At 72.9% G+C, this 25,136-nt stretch carries 29 protein-coding genes; 10 read left to right on the plus strand and 19 right to left on the minus strand.

The window, feature by feature from the left end:
• Positions 1–13: 13 nt before the first annotated feature.
• The 5 genes from EKG83_RS45560 (at position 14) to EKG83_RS45580 (ending at position 3,039) form a co-directional block, all read left to right on the plus strand.
• Positions 14–763: an amino acid ABC transporter ATP-binding protein gene (locus EKG83_RS45560; RefSeq protein WP_033428361.1), complete on the plus strand. Its 750-nt coding sequence runs from the start codon at positions 14–16 to the stop codon at positions 761–763.
• Positions 764–887: 124 nt separating this feature from the next.
• The gene (locus tag EKG83_RS45565) at positions 888–1,328 is read left to right on the plus strand and encodes a hypothetical protein (RefSeq protein WP_033428360.1); all 441 of its coding nucleotides are present in this window, start codon (positions 888–890) and stop codon (positions 1,326–1,328) included.
• Between the two features lie 373 nt (positions 1,329–1,701).
• The gene (locus tag EKG83_RS45570; RefSeq protein WP_153278824.1) at positions 1,702–1,917 is read left to right on the plus strand and encodes a hypothetical protein; all 216 of its coding nucleotides are present in this window, start codon (positions 1,702–1,704) and stop codon (positions 1,915–1,917) included.
• The gene (locus EKG83_RS45575) at positions 1,914–2,132 is read left to right on the plus strand and encodes a hypothetical protein (RefSeq protein ID WP_153278825.1); all 219 of its coding nucleotides are present in this window, start codon (positions 1,914–1,916) and stop codon (positions 2,130–2,132) included. The genes EKG83_RS45570 and EKG83_RS45575 overlap by 4 nt, the downstream gene beginning before the upstream one ends.
• Before the next feature lie 4 nt (positions 2,133–2,136).
• Positions 2,137–3,039, plus strand: a complete 903-nt coding sequence (locus EKG83_RS45580) for a TRADD-N-associated membrane domain-containing protein (RefSeq protein WP_153278826.1) — start codon at positions 2,137–2,139, stop codon at positions 3,037–3,039.
• Between the two features lie 45 nt (positions 3,040–3,084).
• On the opposite strand, the gene purB is transcribed toward EKG83_RS45580, so the two are convergent.
• Genes purB through EKG83_RS45610 form a run of 6 tightly spaced genes read right to left on the minus strand, consistent with a single transcriptional unit; the run spans position 3,085 to position 7,795 of the window.
• The gene (gene purB, locus EKG83_RS45585) at positions 3,085–4,518 is read right to left on the minus strand and encodes an adenylosuccinate lyase (RefSeq protein ID WP_033428358.1); all 1,434 of its coding nucleotides are present in this window, start codon (positions 4,516–4,518) and stop codon (positions 3,085–3,087) included.
• Positions 4,519–4,564: 46 nt separating this feature from the next.
• Entirely contained in the window at positions 4,565–5,323 is a 759-nt protein-coding gene (locus tag EKG83_RS45590; protein ID WP_033428357.1) for a hypothetical protein, read from the minus strand.
• Positions 5,320–5,850: an RNA polymerase sigma factor gene (locus EKG83_RS45595; RefSeq protein WP_033428356.1), complete on the minus strand. Its 531-nt coding sequence runs from the start codon at positions 5,848–5,850 to the stop codon at positions 5,320–5,322. Before EKG83_RS45595 ends, EKG83_RS45590 begins: the two co-directional genes overlap by 4 nt.
• A gap of 43 nt (positions 5,851–5,893) precedes the next feature.
• Positions 5,894–6,478, minus strand: a complete 585-nt coding sequence (locus tag EKG83_RS45600) for a TetR/AcrR family transcriptional regulator (protein WP_033428355.1) — start codon at positions 6,476–6,478, stop codon at positions 5,894–5,896.
• A gap of 28 nt (positions 6,479–6,506) precedes the next feature.
• Positions 6,507–7,262 carry a hypothetical protein gene (locus EKG83_RS45605; protein ID WP_051764608.1) on the minus strand — a complete coding sequence of 252 codons (756 nt, stop codon included), beginning with the start codon at positions 7,260–7,262 and terminating at the stop codon, positions 6,507–6,509.
• Positions 7,263–7,279: 17 nt separating this feature from the next.
• Positions 7,280–7,795, minus strand: a complete 516-nt coding sequence (locus EKG83_RS45610) for a SigE family RNA polymerase sigma factor (protein WP_033428354.1) — start codon at positions 7,793–7,795, stop codon at positions 7,280–7,282.
• Between the two features lie 154 nt (positions 7,796–7,949).
• Here EKG83_RS45610 and EKG83_RS45615 point away from each other — a divergent pair, with 154 nt between their 5' ends.
• Together EKG83_RS45615 and EKG83_RS45620 are read left to right on the plus strand one after the other, a co-directional pair.
• Positions 7,950–8,969, plus strand: a complete 1,020-nt coding sequence (locus tag EKG83_RS45615; protein WP_033428353.1) for a threonine aldolase family protein — start codon at positions 7,950–7,952, stop codon at positions 8,967–8,969.
• Entirely contained in the window at positions 8,969–9,544 is a 576-nt protein-coding gene (locus EKG83_RS45620) for an HAD family hydrolase (RefSeq protein WP_033428352.1), read from the plus strand. The genes EKG83_RS45615 and EKG83_RS45620 overlap by 1 nt, the downstream gene beginning before the upstream one ends.
• Here the strand turns inward: EKG83_RS45620 and EKG83_RS45625 are convergent.
• The 12 genes from EKG83_RS45625 to EKG83_RS45675 form a co-directional block, all read right to left on the minus strand.
• Complete coding sequence (locus EKG83_RS45625) at positions 9,521–10,330, minus strand: potassium channel family protein (RefSeq protein ID WP_051764606.1); 810 nt, start codon at positions 10,328–10,330, stop codon at positions 9,521–9,523. The genes EKG83_RS45620 and EKG83_RS45625 overlap by 24 nt on opposite strands.
• 69 nt (positions 10,331–10,399) lie before the next feature.
• Entirely contained in the window at positions 10,400–10,579 is a 180-nt protein-coding gene (locus EKG83_RS45630) for a hypothetical protein (protein ID WP_033428351.1), read from the minus strand.
• A 78-nt stretch (positions 10,580–10,657) separates the two neighbouring features.
• Positions 10,658–11,812 carry a pyridoxal phosphate-dependent aminotransferase gene (locus tag EKG83_RS45635; RefSeq protein ID WP_033428350.1) on the minus strand — a complete coding sequence of 385 codons (1,155 nt, stop codon included), beginning with the start codon at positions 11,810–11,812 and terminating at the stop codon, positions 10,658–10,660.
• Positions 11,813–12,164: 352 nt separating this feature from the next.
• The gene (locus tag EKG83_RS45640; protein ID WP_033428348.1) at positions 12,165–12,689 is read right to left on the minus strand and encodes an ESX secretion-associated protein EspG; all 525 of its coding nucleotides are present in this window, start codon (positions 12,687–12,689) and stop codon (positions 12,165–12,167) included.
• Positions 12,690–12,787: 98 nt separating this feature from the next.
• On the minus strand, positions 12,788–13,552 hold the full coding sequence (locus tag EKG83_RS45645) for an ESX secretion-associated protein EspG (RefSeq protein ID WP_033428347.1): 765 nt from the start codon (positions 13,550–13,552) through the stop codon (positions 12,788–12,790).
• A 1-nt stretch (position 13,553) separates the two neighbouring features.
• Positions 13,554–14,861 carry a PPE domain-containing protein gene (locus EKG83_RS45650; RefSeq protein ID WP_033428346.1) on the minus strand — a complete coding sequence of 436 codons (1,308 nt, stop codon included), beginning with the start codon at positions 14,859–14,861 and terminating at the stop codon, positions 13,554–13,556.
• A 9-nt stretch (positions 14,862–14,870) separates the two neighbouring features.
• Positions 14,871–15,479, minus strand: coding sequence for a DUF3558 domain-containing protein (locus EKG83_RS45655; protein WP_033428345.1), 609 nt, complete (start codon positions 15,477–15,479; stop codon positions 14,871–14,873).
• Entirely contained in the window at positions 15,463–15,918 is a 456-nt protein-coding gene (locus EKG83_RS47325; RefSeq protein WP_033428344.1) for a hypothetical protein, read from the minus strand. Before EKG83_RS47325 ends, EKG83_RS45655 begins: the two co-directional genes overlap by 17 nt.
• A gap of 113 nt (positions 15,919–16,031) precedes the next feature.
• A complete protein-coding gene (gene purD, locus EKG83_RS45660; protein WP_033428343.1) occupies positions 16,032–17,291 on the minus strand; it encodes a phosphoribosylamine--glycine ligase in 1,260 nt (419 codons plus the stop codon).
• Between the two features lie 28 nt (positions 17,292–17,319).
• A complete protein-coding gene (locus EKG83_RS45665; RefSeq protein WP_033428342.1) occupies positions 17,320–18,309 on the minus strand; it encodes a TAXI family TRAP transporter solute-binding subunit in 990 nt (329 codons plus the stop codon).
• Positions 18,302–20,284 carry a TRAP transporter permease gene (locus tag EKG83_RS45670; RefSeq protein ID WP_084716073.1) on the minus strand — a complete coding sequence of 661 codons (1,983 nt, stop codon included), beginning with the start codon at positions 20,282–20,284 and terminating at the stop codon, positions 18,302–18,304. The genes EKG83_RS45665 and EKG83_RS45670 overlap by 8 nt, the downstream gene beginning before the upstream one ends.
• Before the next feature lie 115 nt (positions 20,285–20,399).
• Positions 20,400–20,660, minus strand: coding sequence for a UBP-type zinc finger domain-containing protein (locus EKG83_RS45675; RefSeq protein WP_033428340.1), 261 nt, complete (start codon positions 20,658–20,660; stop codon positions 20,400–20,402).
• A gap of 37 nt (positions 20,661–20,697) precedes the next feature.
• On the opposite strand from EKG83_RS45675, the gene EKG83_RS45680 reads away from it, so the two are divergent.
• Positions 20,698–22,251 carry a Na+/H+ antiporter gene (locus EKG83_RS45680; RefSeq protein ID WP_033428339.1) on the plus strand — a complete coding sequence of 518 codons (1,554 nt, stop codon included), beginning with the start codon at positions 20,698–20,700 and terminating at the stop codon, positions 22,249–22,251.
• Positions 22,252–22,354: 103 nt separating this feature from the next.
• Complete coding sequence (locus EKG83_RS45685) at positions 22,355–23,461, plus strand: glycerophosphodiester phosphodiesterase (RefSeq protein WP_033428338.1); 1,107 nt, start codon at positions 22,355–22,357, stop codon at positions 23,459–23,461.
• A gap of 120 nt (positions 23,462–23,581) precedes the next feature.
• Here the strand turns inward: EKG83_RS45685 and EKG83_RS47330 are convergent, their stop codons facing one another.
• Positions 23,582–23,917 carry a hypothetical protein gene (locus tag EKG83_RS47330; protein ID WP_194282979.1) on the minus strand — a complete coding sequence of 112 codons (336 nt, stop codon included), beginning with the start codon at positions 23,915–23,917 and terminating at the stop codon, positions 23,582–23,584.
• An 859-nt stretch (positions 23,918–24,776) separates the two neighbouring features.
• Between EKG83_RS47330 and EKG83_RS45695 the strand changes: the two genes are divergently transcribed.
• Complete coding sequence (locus EKG83_RS45695) at positions 24,777–25,118, plus strand: hypothetical protein (protein ID WP_033428335.1); 342 nt, start codon at positions 24,777–24,779, stop codon at positions 25,116–25,118.
• The last annotated feature ends 18 nt before the right edge of the window (positions 25,119–25,136 follow it).

Here is a 25,136-nt window from a genome sequence, read left to right on the forward strand (position 1 = left end):
GGTGGGGGGTTCCATGACCGAGCCGGTGCTCTCGGTGCGCGGGCTGGTCAAGCGCTACGGGGGCCGCACGGTGCTCGACGGCGTCAGCCTGGACGTGCGCGAGCACGAGGTGGTGGCGCTGATCGGGTCGTCGGGGTCGGGCAAGTCGACCCTGCTGCGGTGCGTCAACCTGCTGGAGGAGCTGGACGACGGCCGGGTGCTGCTCGACGGCGTGGACGTGTCCGACCCGCGGGTGGACGCCGACGTGGCGCGGCGCGGCATGGGCATCGTGTTCCAGGCGTTCAACCTGTTCCCGCACATGACCGTGCTGGACAACATCACCCTGGCGCCGCGCGTGGTGCACGGGGTGCCGCGGGTCGAGGCCGAGCGGCGGGCGCTGGAGCTGCTGGGTCGGGTCGGGCTGGCCGACCGGGCGGGCGGCTACCCCGAGCAGCTGTCCGGCGGGCAGCAGCAGCGGGTCGCGATCGCGCGGGCGCTGGCGTACGTGCCGCGGCTGCTGCTGCTGGACGAGATCACCAGCGCCCTGGACCCGGAGCTGGTGGGCGAGGTGCTGTCGCTGGTCAGGGAGCTGGCGGGGCAGGGCCGGACCATCCTGATGGCGACCCACGAGATGGGCTTCGCCCGGCAGGTGGCCGACCGGGTGGTGTTCCTCGACGGCGGCCGGCTCGTCGAGTCCGGACCGCCCGAGCAGGTGCTGGGCGAGCCGGAGCACCCGCGCACCCGGCAGTTCCTGCGCCGGATCATCGACGCCGGCAGGCTCTGAGCCCCGGCGGATCACCGCCGCCGGCGGGCCGGGCACCCTCGTGGACCACTCAGGGTGTGCGTCGTTGGGCCGCCGGCACGAGGCCACTTGGGCTACCGGCCGGGAGCCCCCTACGCTGCTTGGCGTGGTGCACCGGAAGGCGTTGAGCGTCCCAGCCGCGGCGACCGGCCTGGCCGCCCTGCTGCTCACGGGCGCGTGCGGCAAGCCGTCGGCCGCGCCGGAGCCGGTCGTCGTGCCGACGATCTCCAGCTCCGCGCCCGTGACCTCGGTACCGGCGGTCGCGAACATCTCGGTCCAGCCCAGGCCCACCACCCCGACCACCGAGGTGGTCACGACGACCGAGCCCCCACCCCCGCCGCCGCCGCCCGCACCGGTCCAGCCCGCCCCGCCACCGCCGCAGCCGACCGAGGTGACCACCACGGAGCCGCCGCGGATCGACCAGGTCGCGTTCGAGGGCTTCCCCTGCGACGAGCGCGGTGACCAGGCCGTCGACCCGGCCGGCCGCCGACTGGTGTGCGAACCGGGCGGCCGCCGCGAACGCCTCCGCTGGGTCCGAACCGGCTGACCCCGCCCCGATCCCACCGGGTCCGAACGTCCGGCTCACCGGCGTCTGCACGAAAGCGCACGAACCGGTCGAAATTTCAACCGGTCGACAATGTTACAGACATGCTCGAACTACACTCTTCCGCCAGAGCAGGAATACACTTCCGGACGCATCGGCAAGTTAAATCTTCACCCAAGCCGATCTCCGACGGGTGAACCACGCCATCATCTTCACCCGAACATATCAACAATGAGACATCGGCATCCCCGGGCAGCACTGCCATACTTCTTCAGAATTTCTCATGCACCGATGCCCCCACCGACCACCCGTCAAGATCCGCGAATGCCGCTTTTCTTCAGCAACCACAACGGGGAAAAAATTGTCAGCAGAACTGGTGCCGAACATCGAGTCGGCCCTGAAGGAAGTTTACCCCGGTCTGACCGACGACGACTGTCGACAAGTCGCCGCCATGGTTTATCGCCAAGTCGTCCAAGGTTTAGCACAGGGAAAACTGGTCGCCTTAGTGGAGAACAGCCCCAACGGCAGATACCTCGTACGTGCACTACAGATCGAGAAGTACGTCGAAGAGCACCGGCGCAGGAGGGCATGACCATGTCCCTCTTCGACTTCGTGCTGAGGTTACGCGGAGTGGACCGGCGAGTTGTCGGTCGAATTGGCGAAGATCACGCCCTGGTTGAGTACACCTTCGAGATCGACGGTGAACAAACTCAACTTCAAGGCGACTCGGAGGAACCGCCCCGCGCCGCACCGGGAGTGACCGGACACGTCAAGCCACTCGAGATCAACCCGCAAGACAAGAAGTAGCCGAGTGCGATCAGAAGTGCAGCAACCAGGCAGTCAGGGCCACCAGGCAGACCGTTCCACGATTGACGGTACACCGATCCCACCCGAAGGCTCCGACACGGCCTACTTCAGCCCTCTTGTCTCCATACCCGAACTTCACCTCGAAGGCTACGAGATTGGCGATCGGATCGGAGACACGCGGGCGAGGACCAGACTCGCGCTGGCAGTCGCCCTGGTCGCCTTGTGCGGCGGCTTGTTCATCTACCACCAGCATGAGCGCTTCGGGTTGGAGCGCACACCTGCGACTTGGACGGGTTTTTCGCTGGTTGCCCTGTCACTGCTATTCCCCTTCATCATCTCGTACCGGGCAACCGCACACCGGGGCAGACCACAAGCGTCGACCAATAAATCCGAGGAGGGAGAGGACCTCTCCCGCTACGAGGGAATTGTCAACAGCAACCAGAGGCTGATAATCCAGTATCACGCCATGACGACCCGGCAAGCGGCAAGCGCGTACCGCAACACCCAGTTCGCGATGGCCGCCTGCTTAGCCGTCCTGCTGTTCGGCGGAGTCATGATCGTACAGTTGCAGGACGGCATCACTCGCATCGTCGTGGGCGCACTCGCCGCACTGGGAACCGGACTGTCCGCCTATCTCGGCGCGACGTTCATATCCACCTACAACCGCACACTGAACCAGCTCAACTTCTTTTTCGGTCAACCACTGGTCAACAGCTACCTGCTGGCCGCCGAACGACTCTCGGGGAAGTTGAGCGCGGAGGCGCACGACCGGGCAGTCAGCAAGATAGTCGACCAACTCCTCAAGAACGCGGCAACGAATTCCGACATCTTACTCGGCCTTGGCGGACGCACCACTGCCCGCAAGAAACGGGCCCAAGCGCCCGCCACGGTCGACAAGGCGGTGTAGGACGCAAGTCGATCCCGGTAACGGACCGACATTGTTCGGACGGGGTCAGAGGATCGGTTCGGGGGCGTAGCCGGCGGCGGCCGGGTAGTCGGCCAGCACTTCCTCCACCTGCCGGACCACGGCGGCGACCTGCTCCTCCGCCACGCCGGTGAAGGACAGGCGGTCGGCCAGCAGGGCGTCGAGGGCCGCCCGGTCCAGCGGCAGGCGCGGGTCGGCGGCGAAGCGGTCCAGCAGGTCGTTGCCCGCCTGCCCCTCCTCGCGCATGGCCAGCGCCACGGCGACCGCGTGCTCCTTGATCACCTCGTGCGCCGTCTCCCGCCCGACGCCCGCCCGCACCGCCGCCATCAGCACCTTCGTGGTGGCCAGGAACGGCAGGTAGCGGTCCAGCTCGCGGGCCACCACCGCCGGGTACGCGCCGAACTCGTCCAGCACGGTCAGGAACGTCTCCAGCAGCCCGTCCAGGGCGAAGAACGCGTCCGGCAGCGCGACCCGCCGCACCACCGAGCACGACACGTCGCCCTCGTTCCACTGGTCGCCCGCCAGCTCGCCGACCATCGACAGGTGGCCGCGCAGGATGACCGCGAAGCCGTTGACCCGCTCGCACGACCGGGTGTTCATCTTGTGCGGCATCGCGCTGGAGCCCACCTGGCCGGGCTTGAAGCCCTCGGTCACCAGCTCGTGGCCGGCCATCAGCCGGATGGTCCTGGCCAGCGACGAGGGCGCCGCCGCCAGCTGCACCAGGCACGAGACCACGTCGAAGTCGAGCGAGCGCGGGTAGACCTGGCCGACGCTGGTCAGCACCCGCTCGAACCCCAGGTGCCCGGCCACGGCGCGCTCCAGCGCGACCAGCCTGTCGCGGTCGCCGCCGAGCAGGTCGAGCATGTCCTGGGCGGTGCCGACCGGGCCCTTGACGCCGCGCAGCGGGTAGCGCGCGATCAGCTCGTCGAGCCGCCGGAACGCGACCAGCAGCTCGTCGGCGGCGGTGGCGAAGCGCTTGCCCAGCGTGGTGGCCTGGGCGGCGACGTTGTGCGAGCGGCCCGCCATGACGAGGTCGGCGTGCTCGGCGGCGCGGCGCGCGAGCCGGGCCAGGACGGCGGCGGTCTTGGCGCGCACGTGCTCCAGGGACCGCAGGACCTGGAGCTGCTCGACGTTCTCGGTGAGGTCGCGCGAGGTCATGCCCTTGTGCACGTGCTCGTGGCCGGCGAGGGCGTTGAACTCCTCGATGCGCGCCTTCACGTCGTGCCGGGTGACGCGCTCGCGCTCGGCGATGGAGGCCAGGTCGACCTGGTCGACGACCCGCTCGTAGTCGGCCACGGCCCGCTCGGGCACGTCGATGCCCAGCTCGGCCTGCGCCCGCAGCACCGCGAGCCACAGCTGCCGCTCCAGCACGACCTTGTGCTCCGCGGACCACAGCGTGGCCAGCTCGGTGGAGGCGTAGCGACCGGCGAGGACGTTGGAGATGCGGGGCTTGACCGTCACGTGACCAGCATATTTCGCCGGTGCCCGGCCCCGGCCGGCGGGGACGTCACCCCGCGGTGAGCCCCGGGTCGGTGGCCAGCGCCACCAGCTCGTCGTCGGTGAGCGACACGGTGTCGCGCGTGGGCGTGGGGCCCTGCGCGGGGTCGTAGTTGTAGCAGCTGATCCGCACCGCGGAGCCGTCGGTGCGGAAGTGCGCGGCCGAGTGCACGACCGTCCCGTCGCGCCCCGCGGAGTCCGTGGTGAACTCCACGGTGCTGCCGTCGGCCAGCCGGCGCGGCGCGGCGCACCCGGCGTCCCGGCAGAACTCGTCGCGGGTGAACAGCCTCGGCGGGGTGCTGATCTCCACGCTCGCCCCGGTCGGGCCCTCGGCGTCGATGAACACCAGGTAGCCGGCGAGGTACTGCGTCCGGCTCCCCATGCCGCTGGCGTCGGTGAACTCGGCGCCGACGACCTTCACGTCCGGCACGACCGCCCCGAACCTGCCCTCCAGGTAGTAGGCCAGGAGCTTCGTGTCGACGGGGGTCGGCGGGGTCGCGGGCGTGACCGTCGTGAGCACGGCCGCCGACGGCTCGGTGGTCAGCACCGGGCCCACCGCCACCTCGACCACCGGCCGCGGGGCCAGCAGGCCGGGCAGGGACAGCACCGTGCCGGTGGCGGCCAGGGTGACCGCGGCCACCGCCACCAGCGCGCGCCGCCGCTTGCGCTCGCGGCGGCCGCGGCGGATCAGCTCCTCCGGGTCGAAGCGCAGCGGCGGCTCGTCCCCGACGGCGGCCTTCAGGCCCTCGCGCAGCTCGGCCTCGCTCACGACGCCACCACCGCCCCCCGCTCCAGCTCCTCCACGGCCGTGCGCAGCGCCACGAGCCCGCGCGCCGTCTGGCTCTTCACCGTGCCCTCGGTGCAGCCCATCGCCACCGCGACCTCGCTGACCGACAGGTCCTCGAAGTACCGCAGCACGAGCGCGGCCCGCTGCCGCGGCGGCACCCGCAGCAGGGCCGCGTGCACCAGGTCGCGCGCCCACAGCTGCTCGCCCGCCCGCTCCGGGTCGGCCCGCGCGTCCGCCACGTCGGGCACCTCGCCGTCGCGCTGCTCCACCCTCCGCCACGGCCTGCGCTTCTCGTCCAGCCACGTGCGCAGCAGCACCTTGCGCGCGTACCCGGACGCGGTGTCGCGCCACTGGATCCGGTGCCACGCCTGGTAGAGCTTGAGCAGGCTGGCCTGCATCAGGTCCTCGGCCATGTGCCAGTCGCCGCAGAACAGGTACGCGGTGCGCCGCAACGACGCCGCGTGCTCGACCGCGAACTCACGGAAGCCCTGCTCGTCGGCTTCGCGCATGCCATCCCCTCTCGCGCCCCCACCCTTCTAACGCGGTGGGGGGTCAGCGGGGTTGCATCGCCTTGGCGAGCATGCGCCGGGCCACCGCCCGCGGGTCCGGGCTGACCTCGATGAGGGCGTTCACCACGGCACCGTCGACCAGCGCGATCAGCTCCTCGACGCGCTCCCGGCCGACCGGCTGCCCGGCCCTGGTGAAGATGTCGAGCAGCAGGGCGTGCAGCTCGCCGGACAGCCTGCGCATCAGCGGCCGCAGGTAGGGCCGCCGGCCGGTGGCGACCAGGCGCTCGTAGCGCAGCACCACGGCCTCCGCGTCGCCCTCGCCGACGGGCCCGAGCAGCAGGTCCAGCACCAGCTCGACGAACGCGTCGCCGCCGCACTCGCGGGGGTCCAGCTCCTCCAGCCTGGCCTTGCCGTAGGCCAGCTCGGCGTCGCCGTGGAACTCCAGCGCCGCGGCGACCAGCTCGTCCAGGGAGTCGAAGTAGTAGGTGGTGGACGCCAGCGGCAGGCCCGCGCGCTCGGCCACGGCGCGGTGCCGGACCGCGTCGAAGCCACCCTCCACCAGCAGGGCGGCGGCGGCTTCGACCAGCGCCTGGCGCCGGCGTTCACCCTTCGGCGTTGCGGCTGTCATTGCAGGGAAGGTACTAGTTCCGGCGGGGTCAGAAGCGCTCGGCGAGGCGCTGCGCCAGCGAGGGCAGCTCGCCGGCGAACGGCACCTCCCCCGCACCCGCCGCGGGCGTGGCGAGCACGTGCAGCTCCCGGCCGCCGGACGCGGCGGCCGTCTCGGACAGGGTGCCCTCGTCGAACGACGGCGGCAGCGCGCCCGCCGGGGTGAGCACGACCGACACCGTGCCGGTCACGGCGCCGTCGCGCAGCAGGAAGCTCGCGCCGCGGGCGCCGGCCGGGCACCGCGCGGCGGCGGGCGCGGGGATGAGGTCGCGGGCGACCGGGAGCTCGCTGGCGAGGGCGTCGGCGAGCTCCCGGTCCACCTCGACGCACCCCGGTGGGGTGCTGCCGGTCGTCGACCGACCGGCACTCCCCGAAGGCTCGCCCCCCTGCGTAGGCGTGTCCTCGGGAAGGCTCTTGGGCGGCGGACCGCCGGTGCGGCCCGGTGCCGCGTCCTCCGGCGCGACGTCCGCTGCTTCCGGTGTACCGAATGGGGTGACGTTAGGGGACGACCCGCCCTCAGCGGAACCCGCCGCGGCCGTGTCGCTCGCGGTGTCGGGCGCCAGCGTGGCCGCGACACCCCCGCCGACCAGCAGCACGGCCGCGAGGGTGGCGCCGAGCGCGATCGTCGACCGCCGCCGCGCGTCCGCCCGGGCGGACGCCGAGCGCACGCCCGCGACGTCGAAGGACGCGGGCGGCGCGTCGCGCGCGGCGTCGCGGAACAGCTCCGCCAGCTTCTGCTCGTCCACCTACCTCCACCTCCTGCTCACGACGCGGGCCTCAGGTCTTCGATCGTGTCGCCGAGCGCTTCGCGCAAGGCCGCCAGCCCCCGGGAGGTCTGGCTCTTCACGGTGCCCTCCGAGCACCCGAGCGCCGCCGCCGCGGCGGCCACGTCCAGGCCCTCCAGGAACCTGAGCACGAGTACCGCGCGCTGCCGCGGCGGCACCCGCTTCAAGCCGGCGACCAGGGCCTCGCGCGTGGCCACCGAGTCCGCCACCTCGCCGCCCGCGGGCGTCTCCGGGACCTGGTCCACGAAGCGCTCGCGACGCCACGGCCGGCGCGACTCGTCGATCACCGCGCGCACCAGGCTCCGGCGGACGTAGGCGTCCAGGGCGCCCTTGTCCCGGACCTTCCGCCACCTGCGGTGCAACGCGACGAACGCGGTCTGCGCGAGGTCGTCCGCCCGGTGCCAGTCACCGCACAGCAGGAACGCCGTTCGGCGCACGGCCTCCCGGCGAGCTGCGAAGTACTCCGCGAACTCCTGCTCGTCGCGCTGATCCACGCGGACTCTCTCCGCTCGTCGTGCTTGCACCTACCGGACGGAGCCGGTGCCGACAAAGGTTGCACGCCGGTTCACAGAGACGTGCGTCACCCCCTGATCGTGGTACCGCCGACACGGCTGGGTCAGCGCCCGGCGGGTGTGATGTGATCCATTCGTGACCGAGTACGCACCCCTGGACTTCCGATCCGACACCGTCACCCGCCCGGACGAGACCATGAGACTGGCCATGGCGGGCGCCGAGGTGGCCGACGACGTGCTCGACCACGACCCCACGATGCGCCTGCTGGAGGAGCGGGTCGCGGAGCTGCTGGGCGTGGAGGCGGCGCTGTGGGTGCCCTCGGGCTCGATGGGCAACCTGATCGCGCTGACGCTGCACCTGCGGCCGGGCGACCGGTTCCTGGCGCCGCGCGGCGCGCACGTGCTGGACAGCGAACTGGGCACGGCCGCGTGGATCGCCGGCGGCATGCCGCACCCGCTGGAGTGCGACGCCGGGCCCGGCCAGGTGTCGGCGGAGGCGGTGCGCGCGGCGGCCGGCGCGGCGGGGCCGTACTACACGCTGCGCACCGCGCTGCTGTGCCTGGAGAACACGCACAACTCGGCCGGTGGCGCGGTGACCCAGCCCGACCGGCACGCGCTGCTGGTGTCGGCGGCGAAGGAGACGGGGCTGCGGGTCCACCTGGACGGCGCGCGGCTGTGGAACGCGGCCGTGGCGCTCGGGCTGCCGCCGGCGGCGCTGGCGGTCGGCGTGGACACGGTGCAGGTGTGCCTGTCCAAGGGGCTGGGCGCGCCGGTCGGGTCGGTGGTGGCCGGGTCGGCGGCGTTCGCGACCGAGGCGCGGCGGGTGCGCAAGATGCTCGGCGGCGGGGTCCGGCAGGGCGGGGTGCTGGCCGCGGCGGGCCTGGTCGCGCTCGGCCGGGTCGACGACCTGGCGGTCGACCACGCCAACGCCCGCGCGCTGGCCCGGGGGCTGACCGAGCTGGGCTGGCAGGTCGACGAGCCGGAGACCAACATCGTGCTGGCCTCCGTGCCGGACCTGGAGGTCACCCTCACCGGGCTGCGGCACCTGGGCGTGTTCGCCGGGCCGATGGCGGGCAGGGTGCGGTTCGTGCTGCACCGCGACGTGGGCGGGGACGACGTGGCCGAGGCGCTGCGGCGGATCGGGTCGGTGAGCTGATGCGCTGGGTGGTGTTCGACTACGGCGAGGTGATCTCGCGGCCGCACGGGGAGCTGGCGGTGCTGGCGGACCTGCTCGGCGTGGCGGAGGCGGACTTCGCGCGGGCGTACTGGGCCGGGCGCCACGACTACGACCGCGGGCTGTCCGACCCGGAGTACTGGCGGGGTGTCGGCGCGGCGCTGGGCGTGGAGGTGGGCGACGCGCTGGCCGCGCGGCTGACGGAGGTGGACCACGCGGCGTGGCTGCACCCCGACCCCGGCACGGTGGAGCTGGTCGAGGAGCTGGCCGGTGCGGACGTGCCGCTGGCGCTGCTGTCCAACGCGCCCGCGTCGTTCGCGCGGGTCGCCGAGCGGGAGCCGTGGGCCCGGCACTTCCGGCACCTGGTGTTCTCCGCCGACCTCGGCGTGGCCAAGCCGGACCCGCGGATCTTCGCGGCGCTGACCGAGCGGCTCGGGGCGGCGCCGGGCGACTGCGTGTTCTTCGACGACCGGCAGGACAACGTGGACGGGGCGAACGGGGCGGGGCTGCGCGGCGTGCTGTGGCGCGGCAGCTCACACGCCCGGGCGGTGCTGTAGCCCGGCCCGCTCCTCCTTGAGCCGCGGCTCCCCCCGCAGCGGGGCCGGTTCCGCCCCGCGCCGCAGCTCCTCCCGCAGCGCGGCCAGCTCCGCCCTGACCTGGCGGAGCTCGGCCAGCGCGGCCTGCTCGGCCTCGGCGACCGACCCCTCGACCCCGCTCAGCCGCTCGACCAGCCAGGACGCGATGGTGCCGGTGATCACGCCGATCAGCGCGATGCCGCCGACCATGAGCAGCGCGGCGACCAGGCGACCCTCCCAGGTGACGGGGTAGCGGTCGCCGTAGCCGACGGTGGTGATCGTGGTGAGGGTCCACCAGGCGGCGTCCCCGAACGTGGTGATGGTGGCGCCGGGGTGGTGGCGCTCCGCGTCCAGCACGGCCAGCGAGGCGCAGGCGCCGACCAGGACGGTGACCCCGGCGACGTGCACGCCGACGCGCCGCCGGACCCGGTCGGAGAACCGGTTGCTGATCGCCTTCAGCACGGTGACCAGGCGCAGCACCCGGAGCTGGCGGACCATCGGCAGCAGGACCGCGAGCAGGTCGAACAGGTGGCCGGTGACGAACCGGCGCTTGTCGACGGCCAGCGTGAAGCGGACCGCGTAGTCCAGCGCGAACAGCAGCCACACCAGCCGGAGGACGGCCTCCAGCGCGCCGTGCAGGCCGGGGGTGGCGCGGTCGTCGAGGACCTGCCAGGCGTAGACGGCCAGGAACAGCGTGGCGAGCGTGGTCAGCGGCCACTCGACGCGTCGCTCCCAGTCGGTGAGGCGGCGTTCCTCGGTTTCGAGCACCGCACCATGGTGGGCCGCGGCCCGCGGAATTCCCAGGGCCGGTGGAATTCCCCGCCCCTCAGGGGGACGCTAGGGCTTGGGCCCCTTGATGCCCTTGGGTCGCTTGTTGGTCTTGACGGCGCCGTACGCGGCGATGCCGAGGAACAGCGTGCCGCCGACCACCAGCACCCAGAACAGGCCCTTGATGATCGAGCCGACCACGGCGAGCAGGACCCAGGCGGCCACCAGCCACAGGATTATTCGAGCCATGCCACCACGATGTCACCTGATCGGGCGGTCCCGCCCCCGATCCCTGTTCTTCCCCGGAATTCAGGGGTAGAAACGTCATCATGGTGACGACAACCAAGCCCCCATCCGCCGCAGCGCCTCCTCGATGTCGTGGGCGGCCCCGGCGAAGGACATGCGGATGAACTCGTGCCCGTGCACGGGGTCGAAGTCGATGCCGGGCACGATCGCGACCCCCGTGTCGTCGAGCAGGCGGCGGCAGAAGCCCATCGAGTCGTCGGTGAGGTGCGAGACGTCGGCGTAGGCGTAGAAGGCGCCGTCGGCGGGGGCCACCCGGTCGATGCCCAGGTCGGCGAGGCCCTTGAGCAGGACGTCGCGGTTGAGGCGGTACCCCTCGACCAGCCGTTCGGTCTGCGCGTACGACTCGGGCTCGAACGCGGCCACGGCCGCGTGCTGGGCCAGGGCGGGCGGGCAGAGCGTGAAGTTGCCGGTCAGCCGGTCCACCGCCCGGCGCAGGTCCGGCGGCAGCAGCATCCAGCCCAGCCGCCAACCGGTCATGGCGAACGCCTTGGAGAAGGAGTTGACGACGATGGTGTCCCGTGAGGTCTCCCACGCGCTGGCGAGGGGGGTGCCGTAGCTGATGCCGTGGTAGATCTCGTCGCTGACCAGCCGCACGCCGCGGGAGCCGCACCACTCGACGAGCCCGGCCAGCTCGGCGGGGGCGAGCACCGTGCCGGTGGGGTTGGCGGGGCTGGCCACCACGAGCCCGCTCAGCGGTCCGGCGGCCTCCAGCACGTCGACGGTGGGCTGGAAGCGGGTCTCGGGGCCGCAGGGCAGTTCGACGACCTCGCACCCCAGCGCCCGCAGGATGTTGCGGTAGGCCGGGTAACCGGGCCGGGCCAGCGCGACGCGGTCACCGGCCTCGAAGGAGGCGAGGAAGGCCAGCAGGAACGCCCCGGACGACCCGGTGGTCACCACCACGTCGTCGGCCGAGACGTCCAGGCCGTACTGCCTGTCGTAGTGGCCGGCCAGGGCCTCGCGCAGCTCCACGATGCCCAGCTGCTCGGTGTACCCGAGGGGCTGTTCGCGCAGCGCGCGCTGCGCGGCCTCCAGCACGGGCGTGGGCGCCGGACTGGACGGCTGGCCCGCCGCCAGCGACACGACGTCCCCCCGAACCCGCTGCCGCCTGGCGGCGGCCGACAGGACTTCCATGACGTGGAAAGGAGGCACATCGGCACGAGCGGCGACACCCAACATGCCGGTCAGGCTAATCGCAGGGAGGGCGAACGCCGAACCACCGAACCAGCCCGACCACGGCCCGACCACAGCCCAGGCAGCTCACCCCGAGCCCTCATCCAACCGCAGCCAAGCCACCCGGCCACGGTCACCCGGCCACGGCCGCCACCAAGCCACCAGCCAGCCGACCACAGCCCATCACCCGGCCACCGCCGCCCGGCCACGGCAGCCTGACCACGGCCGCCAACTGGTCGCGGCCGCCGCGGTGGCCACCCACCGTGGTCGCCCTGCCGCCTGCCCAGCCGCGGCCACGGGTGTGGCTACCGCCGGAAGCCGTCCGGGAGGGTTGCCGGGAGGGTTGCCGGGAGGGCTGTCAGAAGCCGTCCAGGAGGGCGTTGAGGCGGGCGCGCAGCGTGGCGGCGTCGACGAACCCGTGCAGCTCGACCACGTCCACCGCGCGCCTCCGCCGACCGGTGTGGTCGATCACGGCGGCGCCGAACTGACCGCGCAGGTCTGGTCCGCCGACCCTGCCGTCCGGCATGGCGGGCAGCAGGTCGACCAGGGCGGTGGCGAGGTCGACCTCCAGCTCGCGCACGGTGATCCGGTCCCCCGTCAGCACGGCCAGCAGCGAGCCGTTGCCCGCGGAGGCGGCCAGCGCCCGCACCGACGACCGGCCGATGCCGAGCCGCAGGTCGAGCGAGCGGGGTGGGTGGGCGAGCAGCTTGAAGGCCGCGCCTATCCACGGGTCCAGCTCGCCGCCGCGGGCCAGTCCCTGTGCGGTCAGCCGGCTCCACGGGGCGGGTGGCTCCTGGACGTGCAGGACGATCGGCATCGCCCCGAGGTCCAGGTGCTCCCACGCCGCGCGGAACGACGTTGCGCTGAGCGTCGCGTTGGTCACGTGACGTCACTCCCGAATGACAGCAGGCATCGCTCCGGTCCCCCAGTCCCGCAGGCAACCCCGACGCGACCGGTGACGCCGGGGTTTCAGCCGCTTGCTCAGACTTCCTGCAACAGCTCCCAGACGCAGCCCGCCAAACGGGCGTTGTCTATCGGGGTGACCGTGCTCCAGCTCCGCCCGTCCGAGCTCGGCCGCACCTGGTGCAGGTAGCGACCGGACGGGGTGTCGTGCCAGGCCACCACGCGACCGGCCCGCACGGGCGGCCCGCCGGGCCGGGCGCGCTCGGCGCCGAACTGGCCGCGGGTGCCCATGCCGTCGCACATGCCGGCCAGCTCCTGCGCCTCGTGCAGGGGCAGGCCGTGCCGCTCCAGCGCCAGCACCAGCTTCTCCGCGTCCTGCCCGGCCTCGTCCGAGGCCGCGCGCAGCACGTCGTTGGGCAGGCTGATGGACCGCCCGTACCCGGCGGGCACCTCGCCGGCCACGGACACCGCCGACTCGGCCAGCGCGCTGGCCCGCGAGTCGATCAGCCACACCTCGTCGCCGTCGACGACCGCGAGCACCGCCTCGTCCCCGGCGGCCGCGGCGAGGCCCTTGATCTTGCGGCGGTCGACCCAGATCCAGATGTCGACCGACACCTGCGGGTTGGCCAGCAGGGCGAACGCGTCGGCCACCTCGGGTGCCAGCCGCCCGTTCGCCGCCACCCCGCGCTCGGCCATCGACCGCCACGCCTGCTCGACCAGCAGGGCCCGCTCGGTGTGCGTGATCCCCGGGCTCGGCACGTCGAGCGCGACGTTGCGCCTGGTCAGCCGCTCACCCTCCCAGGCGACGTCGAACTCCAGGGTGGACAGGACGACCGGGCTCACGTCACTTCCGCTCGGGCTCGTCGCCGATGACCGACTGCACGACCATCCGCTCGTCACCGAACACGTCGTCGGAGTCCACGCCGTACTTGCGCACGTGCTCGTCGTCCTCCTCGCCCTTGCCGCCCCTCGGCGACGCGGCGGGCTGCATCATCGACCCGGAACCGGCCTTGCCGCCCGCACCGGCCGCGCCACCGCGCGCCGGCACCCGCTCGTCGGGGTCGATGGCGCCGATCGTCGCCGACACGCCGGACTTCCCGGTCAGCACCCCGGGCGCCCCGGCCTTGCCGGTACCGCCGCCGCCCTTGCCGGTCGGCCCCTCGGGCACCTTGCCACCGGGCGGCACCGCGGCACCGCCGGGCGCGTTGCGCACGACCCGCCCGCCACGGGCACTGGCCGCCAGCGCGCCCAGCGCCGCGCCACCGGCGAGCCCCAGCCCGAGCCCCAGCCCGAGGTTCGACCCGCCGACCTTGCCCAGCCCGGCCGCGGAGGGAGGCGTGACCGCCCCGCCGACCCCCGGCGGCACGGGCCCGATCCCGGTCGTGCCGCCACCGGGCAGCTGTCCGGGCAGCTGACCGGGCAACTGCCCGCCACCCGGCAGTTGGCCGGGCAGACCGGGCACCACGCCGCCACCGGGCAGGTGCCCCGTCCCACCGCCGGGCAGCCCACCGGGCACCCCGCCGGCCAGACCGGGCACGCCACCACCGGGCTGCGCCACCGCCGCGACGGGCGTGCCCACGCTGGACGCGGTGGTCACGTCGAACTGCGGCGGCCGGTTCATCCCCTGGTACTGGTTGAGCGCGTCCCGACTGGCCTCGGTGTACTGCTCCAGCCCCCGGATGGTCTGCTCCCGGGCCGCCTGGGTGGCCTTGACCTCCTTGGCGTGGTCGGTCTCGTACCCGAAGAACCCGCCGACCCCGTCCCAGAAGCTCGTCTCGGTGTCCCCCCGCAACGCCTGCGGCTCGGGCATCCCGTTGCGGGTCTGGCTGTAGTTCGCCCCCTGCACGGCGGTCGCCTTGGAGTTCTGCTGGGCCGCCTCGGTCCCCGAAGTAGCGACGTCGGCCGACACGGTGACCGCCTGCCCGGCGTTGTCACCGGCCGCGCCCTGCCAGTCGATGCCCAGCTTCTCCAGTTCCTTGCGGAGCACCTCGTCGGTGTCCTTGAGCGTGCTCGCGAGCTTGCGCAGCGCGTGGGATGCCTCGGTGAAGCGCTGGGCCGCGTCGCTGCCGGTGAACTGCTGCACCAGCTCCGCCAGAGCGGGGTTGCTGTAGCCCTGGAAGCGGTGGTCGGAGATCTGCCGGAAGCCGCTCATGCCTCCCCCTTACTTCAAGGTCTTCAGGGTCTGCAGTGCCATTTCCGCGCCCTTGGTCGCGTTCTGGCACATCTGGTCCTGGGTGAAGTCGTCACCGATCGGCAGGAAGGAGACGAACAGCTGCTGCCCGTCCGCCACGTCGACGGCGAACGCGCAGTCGCCGCGGGTCGTGCCGGCCAAGGTGACCTTGTAGGCACCGAACCCGCCGACGGTCGTCTGCACGACGTCGAGGTTGCCGCCGCCCTGCCAGTAGTCGACGCCCTGGTCGGCGATCAGCGTGACCTCGTAGCTGTACAGCGGCGCGGAGTTGGACTGGAAGCTGCAACCGGGCGAGTCCTTGCCGTGGATCACGTCCTGCAATTCGCTCTTCGCCTCGTCGATACCCAACTCCCGCTGCTGATCCGGCGTCAGCGCCCGGCAGCCGTCGGTGATGCCACCGAGATCGATGTCCACTGGGCGCGGCGGGAACTCGACGGTGGGCTCGGACGAGCCGGAGGTCGCCGACGTGCCGGTGGACTTGGTCTGCGGGGTGGCGTCGCCGGGTTCCTCCGAGGTGCAACCGGCCGCCGCGAGGGCGACCAGCGCGGTCGTGATCAGAGCCTTAGTCCCGCGATGCACCCGCTGCCCCCATAGCCGCCTGGATGTCCTCGTCCGTGTGCCCGTACTGCTTCGCCGCCGCGCGGAGCTGGTCCACGAGGCCGCCCAGGCTCTTGATGTACCGCTCGACGTTGTTGGCGTACGAATCGTCGTTCTCGACCAGGCGGTCGTTCCACGCCTCGGCGATCTCCCGGTTCAGGTCGTCGAGCCCCCTGGGGTCGACGCGGAGGTCGCGGAAGGCACCCCGGTATGCCTCGCGCAGCTCGGCCACCTGGTTGTTGATCAGCTTGCCGGCCTGCAGCACGGTCTCCTTGGTGACCTTGAACTGCTGGCTGGAGGCGGGCCCGCCCGCCATGGTCCCGCCGAGCTGCTTCTCCGCCGCGAAGACCTCGCCGACCGCCTTGCCGATCGCTCCCCCCACGGCGGCGACGGCTCCCAGCAGGCCGTTCTCCTGTGCCATGACGTCCTACCCCCGTACGGTCGGCAACGGCTTGGTCCCGCGGTCCGAGGCTACCAACGCCCGCGTGAGCCGGGTCTGAGGTTGGACGAAGAGAACGGCCCGCCGGTTCCCCGCTAGGACGGCACCTCGATCTCGCCGTTCGCGGCGCGCAGGGCGATGTCGGTCCGGTGGTGGGAGCCCGTCAGGTGGACGCCGACCACCCGCCGGTAGGTGTCCTCGCGCGCGGCGGCCAGGGTGGGGCCCGTGCCGACCACCGAGAGGACCCGGCCGCCGACCGAGACGACGGCACCGTCCTCGCGGCGGCGGGTGCCCGCGTGCAGCACGCCCTCCGCCTCGCCGCCGCCGACGACGTCGCCGGTGCGGGGGCGGCCGGGGTAGCCCTCGGCGGCGACGACGACCGTCACCGCGTAGCCGTCCGCCCACTCCAGCGCCGGCGCGGAGGCCAGGTCGCCGGTGGCGGCGGCGTGGAACAGGCCGGCCAGGGGGGTGCGCAGCAGGGCCAGCACGGCCTGCGTCTCCGGGTCGCCGAAGCGGCAGTTGAACTCGATCACCTGGGGGCCCGCGGTGGTCAGGGCCAGGCCCGCGTACAGCAGGCCGGTGAACGGGGTGCCGCGGCGCGCCAGCTCGTCGACCACCGGCTGCACGCAGGTTGACACGATCGTGTCGACCAGGCCCTCGGGGGCCCAGGGCAGCGGGGAGTAGGCGCCCATGCCGCCGGTGTTCGGGCCCGAGTCGCCGTCGCCCACGCGCTTGAAGTCCTGCGCGGGCAGCAGGGGCACCACGGTGGCGCCGTCGACCAGGCAGAACAGCGAGACCTCGGGCCCGTCGAGGAAGGACTCCAGCAGCACCGGGTGGCCGTTGTCCAGCAGCGTCATCGCGTGCGCCCGCGCCACCGCGCGGTCGGCCGTCACGACCACGCCCTTGCCCGCGGCGAGCCCGTCGTCCTTCACCACCCAGGTGGGGCCGAAGTGGGTGAGGGCCGCGTCGAGCCGCGCGGGGTTGTCGACGACCTCGGACGTCGCCGTGGGCACGCCCGCGGCCGCCATGACGTCCTTGGCGAACGCCTTCGAGCCCTCGATCCTCGCCGCCGCGGCCGACGGGCCGAAGCAGGGGATGCCGGCCGCGCGCACGGCGTCCGCCGCGCCCGCCACCAGGGGCTGCTCCGGCCCGACCACGACCAGGTCGGCGTTCCACTCCTTGGCCAGCGCGGCGACCGCGCCGGCGTCGGTGACGTCGACCCCGTAGGTCTCCGCGACGCCGGCGATGCCGGCGTTGCCGGGCGCGCACGCCAGCGCGATCACCGAGGGGTCCCGCGACAGGGCGAGGACTAGGGCATGTTCACGGGCGCCGGACCCGATGACCAGGACACGCACGGTCGGTCAGCCTAGTTGACCCGGCCCGTCAGCCGCCCAGGGCGTCCCGGGACCCGGGGTGCAGGGGCACCGGACCGGTCTCGTCGGCGGTGTCCCGGGCGATGCCCCTGGCCGCCGGGTGCACCGCCTCCAGGTCGCCCTTGCGCTCGAACAGCAGCTTGGTGACCGCGCACGCGTCGCCGCGCGGGAAGTCCGACCGCACGAGCAGCAGGTTGGGCACCACGACGGTCGGCACGTCGGCCGGCTGCCCGTAGGTGGCGGCCGGGATGACGCCCCGGTCGTAGACCTCGTTGACCCCGCGCAGGGCGTCGAGCTGCGGCGTGACGTCGAGGAACCGCACGTCGTCGCCGAGCGACGTGGTGATGTCGGTGATCTGCGCGGTGGGCAGGCCGCCGCTCCACACCAGGCCGTCGAGGCTGCCGTCCTTCATCCCGTCGGCGGTCTTGGCCAGGTCGAGCCGCTGCGCTTGGACGTCGGTCTCCGGGTTCAGCCCGGCCGCGGTGAGCAGGCGGTTCGCGATGACCTCGGTGCCGGACTTGGGCGACCCGGTGGAGATCCGCTTGCCGCGCATGTCGGCGATCGAGTCGATGCCGGAGTCCGCGCGCACGAGCACCTGCGTGTAGTTGGAGTAGAGCCGGGCCAGCGCCTGCACGTCCTGCGGCTTGCCCTCGAACGCGCCCTTGCCCGCCACGGCGTCGGCCGCCGTGTCGGCCAGCGAGAACGCCACGTCGTAGTCGCCGGCGACGAGCTGCTGGACGTTCTGCACGGATGCGCCGGTCTCCGCGGCGGTGGCCTTGAGCCTGGTGTTGTCGCTGATCAGCTTGGCCAGCCCGCCGCCGACGACGTAGTACACGCCGCCGGAGTTGCCGGTGGCGATGGTGATCCGGCCGTCGGCCGCCTCGCAGGCGGCCTCGCCCTGGGGCGACGACGCGTCGGGGGTCCGCTTCCCCCCGCACCCGGCGGCGAGCATCCCCAGCGCGAGCGCGCCCGCGGCGGCCTTGTACGCCCAGCTATGCATGCTGTTCCCTCCTCCGTAGGACGACGTGCACGGCCACCGCGGCCGCCAGGAGCCCCAGGCCGACGGCGATGGTGGCCGGTTGCAGGTAGAGCAGGGCCGCGGCGGCGAGCGCGCACAGCGCGCGCTCGGGCCACCGGGCCCGGCCGAGCAGCCACCCGCCCGTGACCACGGCCAGCGCGGCCACGCCGAGGGCGGACACCGCGAACACCCACGCGGCGTCGACGAGCGGGGTGCGCAGCAGCAGCCCGGCGCCGTTGTCGGTGAGCACGAACGCCAGCGGCACCAGGAACGCGGGCAGCGTGTACTTGCACGTCCGCCACATCGTCTTCATCGCGTCGCCGCCGGTGATCGCGGCGGCGGCGACCGCGGCCAGCGCGGTCGGCGGCGTCACCTCGGACAGCACCGAGTAGTAGAAGATGAACATGGCGGTCTCCTCGCGCGCCACGCCCAGCTCGACCAGGGCGGGCCCGATGGACACCCAGGCGATGATGAACGACGCGGTGACCGGCACGGCGAGCCCGAGCACGTTCACCGCGACCGCCGCGAGCACGGCGGTGACCAGCAGCACCGCGGTCGGGTCGGACGCGACCGCCGCGGCCGCGTCCACCAGCATCGAGGCCAGCTCCTGGCCCAGGCCGGTCTTGGTGATCGTCGAGGTGATCACGCCCGCGGCGGCGCACACCGCGATCACGGGCAGCGCCGAGCGCACGCCGGTGGACAGCGAGTCGACCATCGCCCACGCCCACCCGCGCACGTCACCCCGCCGGGCGACCAGGGCGAACAGGGCGGCCACGCCGGTGGCGTAGACGACGGCCGAGTACACCGGCACGTCCAGCGCGAGGAACACCACGATCACCGCGAGCGACAGGAAGTGGTACCCGCCGCGCTTGAGCAGCGCCCACGGGCTCGGCGCGTCCACGTCCACGGGTTTCGCGCCGAACCGCCGCGCGTCGACCTCCACGGCCAGCGCGATGCCCAGGTAGTACAGCAGCGTCGGCAGGGTGGCCCAGAGCAGCACCTGGAGGTAGGAGGTCTCCAGGTACTCGGCGATGATGAACGCCGCCGCGCCCAGGGTGGGCGGCGACAGGATCGCCCCGATGCCGGAGGCGGCGAGCAGGCCGCCCGCGTTCTCCCGGGGGTAGCCGGCCTTCTTCAGCATCGGCCACGTCACCGCGCCCAGCGACACGGTGGTCGCGGTACCGGAGCCGGACACGGTGCCGAGCAGGAACCCGGCGGTGGCGGCGGTGCGGCCGGGCGCGGTGCGGGAGCGGCGGAACGCGGCGAAGCTGATGTCCACGAAGAACCCGCCCGCGCCGGAGGCGTTGAGCACCGCGCCGTAGATGGTGAACAGCACGATGTAGGTGGCGGCGACGTCCAGCGGCGTCCCGTAGAAGCCGGTGGCGTCGTTGTAGAAGCCGTTGATGATCTGGCCGAAGTCCACGCCGGCGTGCGAGATCGCCCAGTCGGGCGGCAGGTACCCGCCGTAGTAGGCGAACGCGACGAACGCCAGGCAGATGACCGGCAGCACCAGCCCGGTGGTGCGCCGGCACGCCTCCAGGACGAGCAGGAGCAGCACGGTCCCGGCGAGCACGTCCACCGGGGTCAGCTGGCCCTGCCGGTCCAGGAACGCGTCGAACCCGCCGAACAGCGGGTAGGCGCCCGCGGCGAGCGCGGCGACGGCGAGCACCACGTCCGGCACGCCCGGGTCGTCGCGGTCGCCGCGGCGCCCGCGCGGCCGGTAGCAGAGGAAGACCAGCGGCAGGGTCACCGCCAGGAAGATCACCAGGTAGTACTGGCCGCCTTTGGCGAACGGCCAGAACACCTGCTTGAGCACCAGCAGCGAGACGGCGAGGCCGGCCGCCCACACACCCCGCTCCCACCTGCGGGACAGGGTGCGGGACGGGCGTTCCTCGTCGTACTCGGCGAGCAGTTCGTCGACGTCGGCGGCTTGCGAGGTCTGCGGTTCGGTCGACACGCGCACTCCTTCGTGTCGCGCTTGATCATGCGCTCACGAAGCTACTTGTGTCGTCGGTCACAGCCATAGGCCGATCGGCTAAAGGGACTGTAAAGACCGGCCCGGAGGGGCCGGCTCAGACGATCCGGTTGTCGACGTAGCACCACCGCCAGTCCTCGCCCGGCTCGAACGAGCGCATGACGGGGTGCCCGTCGGCGTGGGCGTGGGCGGTGGCGTGCCGGCGCGGGCTGGAGTCGCAGCACGCCACGTGCCCGCAGGACAGGCACATGCGCAGGTGGGCCCAGTTGTGCTCGCCGGCGGCCAGGCAGTCGGCGCACCCGTCGGGGTTGTCCGGTTCCACCGACGCGGGCAGCTCTTCGACGTGGGGGCAGGTCATGTCGACCATCATCACGCGAAGCAAGCAAGATTGCGCCATGCACGGACCGGAACTGCTGCTGTTGCTCGTGGGCTCGCTGCTGGTGACCGCCGGCGCCAGGCGGGTCGGCTGGTCGGCCCCGCTGGTGCTGGTGGGCGTCGGCCTGGCGGTGTCGTTCATCCCCGGCCTGCCCGAGTTCGCCCTGGAACCGGAGCTGGTCCTGGTCCTGGTGCTGCCGCCGCTGCTGTACTCGGCGGCGCTGGACAGCTCGTACCACAACATCCGGGCCAACCTGCGGCCGATCGGGCTGCTGGCGGTGGGGCTGGTGCTGGCCACCACCGTCGCGGTCGGCTGGGTGGCGCACCTGGCGCTGCCCGACCTGTCGCTGTGGTCGGCGCTGGTGCTGGGCGCGGTGGTGGCGCCGCCGGACGCGGTGGCGGCGGTGGCGATCGGGCGGCGGCTCAACCTGCCGCGCCGCACGATGACGCTGCTCACCGGCGAGAGCCTGATCAACGACGCGACCGCGCTGACCGCCTACAAGGTGGCCGTGACGGCCGCGACGGGTGCCGCGGCGACCTGGGTGGACGGCACGACCACGTTCGCGGTCAGCGCGGGCGGCGGCGTGGTGGTCGGCCTGGTGATCGGCGTGGCCGTGCGGTGGCTGCGGGACCGGCTCGACGACGGCGTGCTGGAGAGCTCGCTGGGGATGCTGGTGCCGTTCGGCGCGTACGTGCTCGCCGAGGAGCTGCACGCCTCCGGCGTGCTGGCGGTGGTGGTGGCCGGGCTCTACATCGGGCACTACGCGCCGCGCAGCTCGTACTACACGCGCCTGCAGGACACCGCGGTGTGGCGGTCGGTGGACGTGCTGCTGGAGTCGTTCGTGTTCGCCCTGATCGGGTTGCAGCTCAAGACGGTCGTCGACGACGTCGAGGTCACCGCGGGGCTGCTGTGGGCGGCGGGCGCGGTGCTGCTGGCGACGATCCTGGTGCGCTTCGTGTGGATGTACCCGGCGGCGTACCTGCCCCGGTGGCTGTCGCGGCGGGTGCGCGAGCGGGAGAAGGCGCCGGGCTGGCGGGGCGTCACGGTCATCTCGTGGGCCGGGATGCGGGGCGTGGTGTCGCTGGCCGCCGCGGCGGCGCTGCCGCTGGACGTGCCGGGCCGGGACGTGATCCTGTTCTGCGCGTTCGTGGTCACCGTGGGCACCCTGCTGCTCCAGGGCATGACACTGCCGTGGGTCATCCGGAAGTTGGACCACCGCGGCGACGAGGAGCGCACCGACGCGCTGGCCGAGGCGCAGGTGCAGCACGCCGCCGCGCAGGCCGCGGTGGAGCGGCTGGACGAGGTGGTGGACTCCGGCGACGAGGCGCCCGACCACGTCGTGCAGCGGCTGCGCGTGCTGGCCGAGCACCGCGGCAACGCGGCGTGGGAGCGGTTGGGGCGGCAGGAGGACGAGAGCCCGGCCGCGGCGTTCCGGCGGTTGCGGCGCACCATGCTCGACGCCGAGCGGGAGGTGTTCGTCGAGGCCCGGGACGAGGGGCGCATCGACGACGAGGTGCTGGTGCGGGTGCTGCGCGAGCTGGACCTGGAGGAAGCTGCCATCACCAGGGAGTGACGTTCGTTCACCGGTTCGTGGCCTCGGCTTCGCCCGGCGGTGGTCCGGACGTCGCGACGCGCGGCAAGGCTGCCGCGGGTCAGGACTTCGAGGAGGTCGGCGGATGGTGCGCACGAAGATCGTCGGGGCCGCGCTGGCGGCACTGGCCGTGGCCGGGTTGGCGGTGGCGGTGCCGTGGGGCGTGGCGAGCGGTGACGACCGCGCGGCGCAGGCCCGCAGGGGCCCGCTGGTGATCGGCCACCGCGGCGCGTCCGGCTACCGGCCGGAGCACACCCTGGCGTCGTACGAGCTGGCCGCGCGGATGGGCGCGGACTACGTCGAGCCCGACCTGGTCGCCACCAAGGACGGCAGGCTCGTCGCCCGGCACGAGAACGAGATCGGCACCACCACGGACGTGGCGTCGCGGCCGGAGTTCGCCGGTCGCAGGACCACCAAGGTCGTCGACGGGGTGTCGCTGACCGGCTGGTTCACCGAGGACTTCACGCTGGCCGAGCTGAAGACGCTGCGCGCGGTCGAGCGCATCCCCGACGTCCGGGCCCGCAACACCCTCTACAACGGCCGGTTCGAGGTGCCGACGCTGGAGGAGGTCGTCGACCTGTCCCGGCGGCTGTCCCGCGAGCTGGGCCGCGAGATCGGGATCTACCCGGAGACCAAGCACCCCACGTACTTCCAGGAGATCGGCCTCCCCCTGGAGCCCCGGCTGGTCGACGTGCTGGACCGCAAGGGCCTCAACCGCCACGGCGCCAAGGTGTACGTGCAGTCGTTCGAGGTGGCCAACCTGAAGTGGCTCAAGTCCCGGGTGCGCGTGCCGCTGGTGCAGCTGGTCGGCGCGACGGGCGCGCCGTACGACTTCGTCAAGGCCGGTGACAAGCGCACCTACCGCGACCTGGTCACCCCGGCGGGCCTCGCGGAGGTCCGCACCTACGCGGCGGGCGTCGGCGCGGAGAAGTCGCTGATCATCCCGAGGGACGCGGCCGGTTACCTCCAGCAGCCGACCACGCTGGTGCGCGACGCCCACACGCGTGGCCTGGTGGTGCACTCGTGGACGTTCCGCAACGAGAACACCTTCCAGCCGGCCGACTTCCGCACCTCCACCGACCCGACCGCGTACGGGCGGGCGTTCGAGGAGTACGCGAGGTTCTACGCCACCGGCCTGGACGGCGTGTTCGCCGACAACCCGGACACGGCGGTGGAGGCCCGCAAGGGCTGATCGCTCGCGAAGGGGCCCGGTCGGGCCCCTTCGCTTCGGCTCCGGAGGGCTTCGCGCAACTCGCGGGGTGCGGGGCGGGCGCGCCACGGTCGGAGGGTGTGCCCCCCTTTTCGAGGACCTTCAGGGTGCGCCGCGAGTGCACGGCCTTGGCGGTACCGATCGACCTGAGCCCCAGCGCTGCCGCCTCGTCCGGTTCCCCGCCCTGCGCCAGTCGTAGATCTCGGCGGCCCGGACCGGTCGGCCCGTCTCGGCGTAGCACTTGGCGTCGTGCAGCCGTCGCGTGTCCTCGTTGCAGACGGCGCCCAGGAGGCCGTACTGCTGCTCGCCGGCGGCCGCGTCGAAGATCCGATGGGCCTGGTCGAGCCGGCGCTCGATGTCGCGCAGCGGCTCGCCGCACATGGCCATGCCGAGGGCTTCCTGCGCCCACTCCATGCCCCGGTCCAGCCAGAACGCCACCAAAGCCGGTTCATGCAGTTCCCGGTACAGCCCCCTTGCGCGCCGATCGACAGCAACGCATCCCGAAACTCGAGCTCGGCGTCCCGGGCACAGCGTTCGGCAGCCCCGACCAAGCCCAGCATGACCGGCGTCGTCTTCTTGGCACCGACCACACGATCGTGTGCCATCACCGCACTGATCTGCCGACTGAAGTACTCCACGACGTTGCCGTCGAGGTAGCGACGGGCATCGGCCAGCGCCTTGGCGAAGTGCGTGGTCTCCTCCGGATCGAGGGCGGGGACGGCGAGGGCGATCCCCCGGCTGAACAGGGAACGACGGCTGAGCGGACTCATGGCACCCCGACCCGAAGTCATGGTCGAACCCGAACTCGGCGTCCGGAACCACAGTAGGTCCGCCGGTACGCCCAGCACATGGGCCCAACGTGTGCGCCGGTTGAGGTTGGCGATCTGCTCGCCATTCTCGATCCGGCTCAACCCGGTCTGCGTCCGGAAGGCCCGGATCACCGCGCCCATGTCGCAGGTGACCAGCGCCTCCCGCATCTCGGGGGTCCGCCAGAACTCCGGCGGCACGCGCGGCGGTTCGGCCAGGTGGTCACGCGCGGCCTTGGCGCAGGCGTGGCACAGGGGCCCCCGGTTGTCGCGGGCCGGTCGCGTGCCGCAGTGACAGCGGCGCACCTGCTCCTGCGTGGCCATCCGACAGGGCGGAACGCTTCGCCTCCATGAACACCAGCACTGCCGAGCAGGACGGCCCGCAGCCACCACAGGTCCGCACGGCGCTCACCCCGGCGCCCCGCCGACCGGTTCGGCTGGTCGGTCCCCAAGGTCACCAAGCTGGAGCGCGGCACCCGCGGCACCACCGAATGGGACGGCACGGCGACGCCGCACCCGACGAGCCGGCCGGGATCGCCGTGCACGAACGGCCGGCGGTGCGACTGGAGTGCTCCGAGCCGATGCGCGTCCCGCCGCTCCTCCAGACCGCCGGGTACGCGCGGGCGCGGGGGGCCGCCGTCGACGCCCGCACCGCGCGGCAGAAGTCCCTGACCGCCTTCACCGACGACGAGGCCGCCGTCCGCGCCTACCGGGACGAGTTCGCGGTGCTGGACGGCCTCGCCCTGGACGCCCGCCGGTCGCGCCGGCTGATCGCCCAACGCGCCTCGACCTGCCTGAACCGCCTGGCCGAGGAAGCCGAGGGCGACTCCTGAGCGGGGCGCGGGGTCGGC

This window comes from Saccharothrix syringae (genome assembly GCF_009498035.1).
Classification (GTDB): Bacteria; Actinomycetota; Actinomycetes; order Mycobacteriales; family Pseudonocardiaceae; genus Actinosynnema; species Actinosynnema syringae.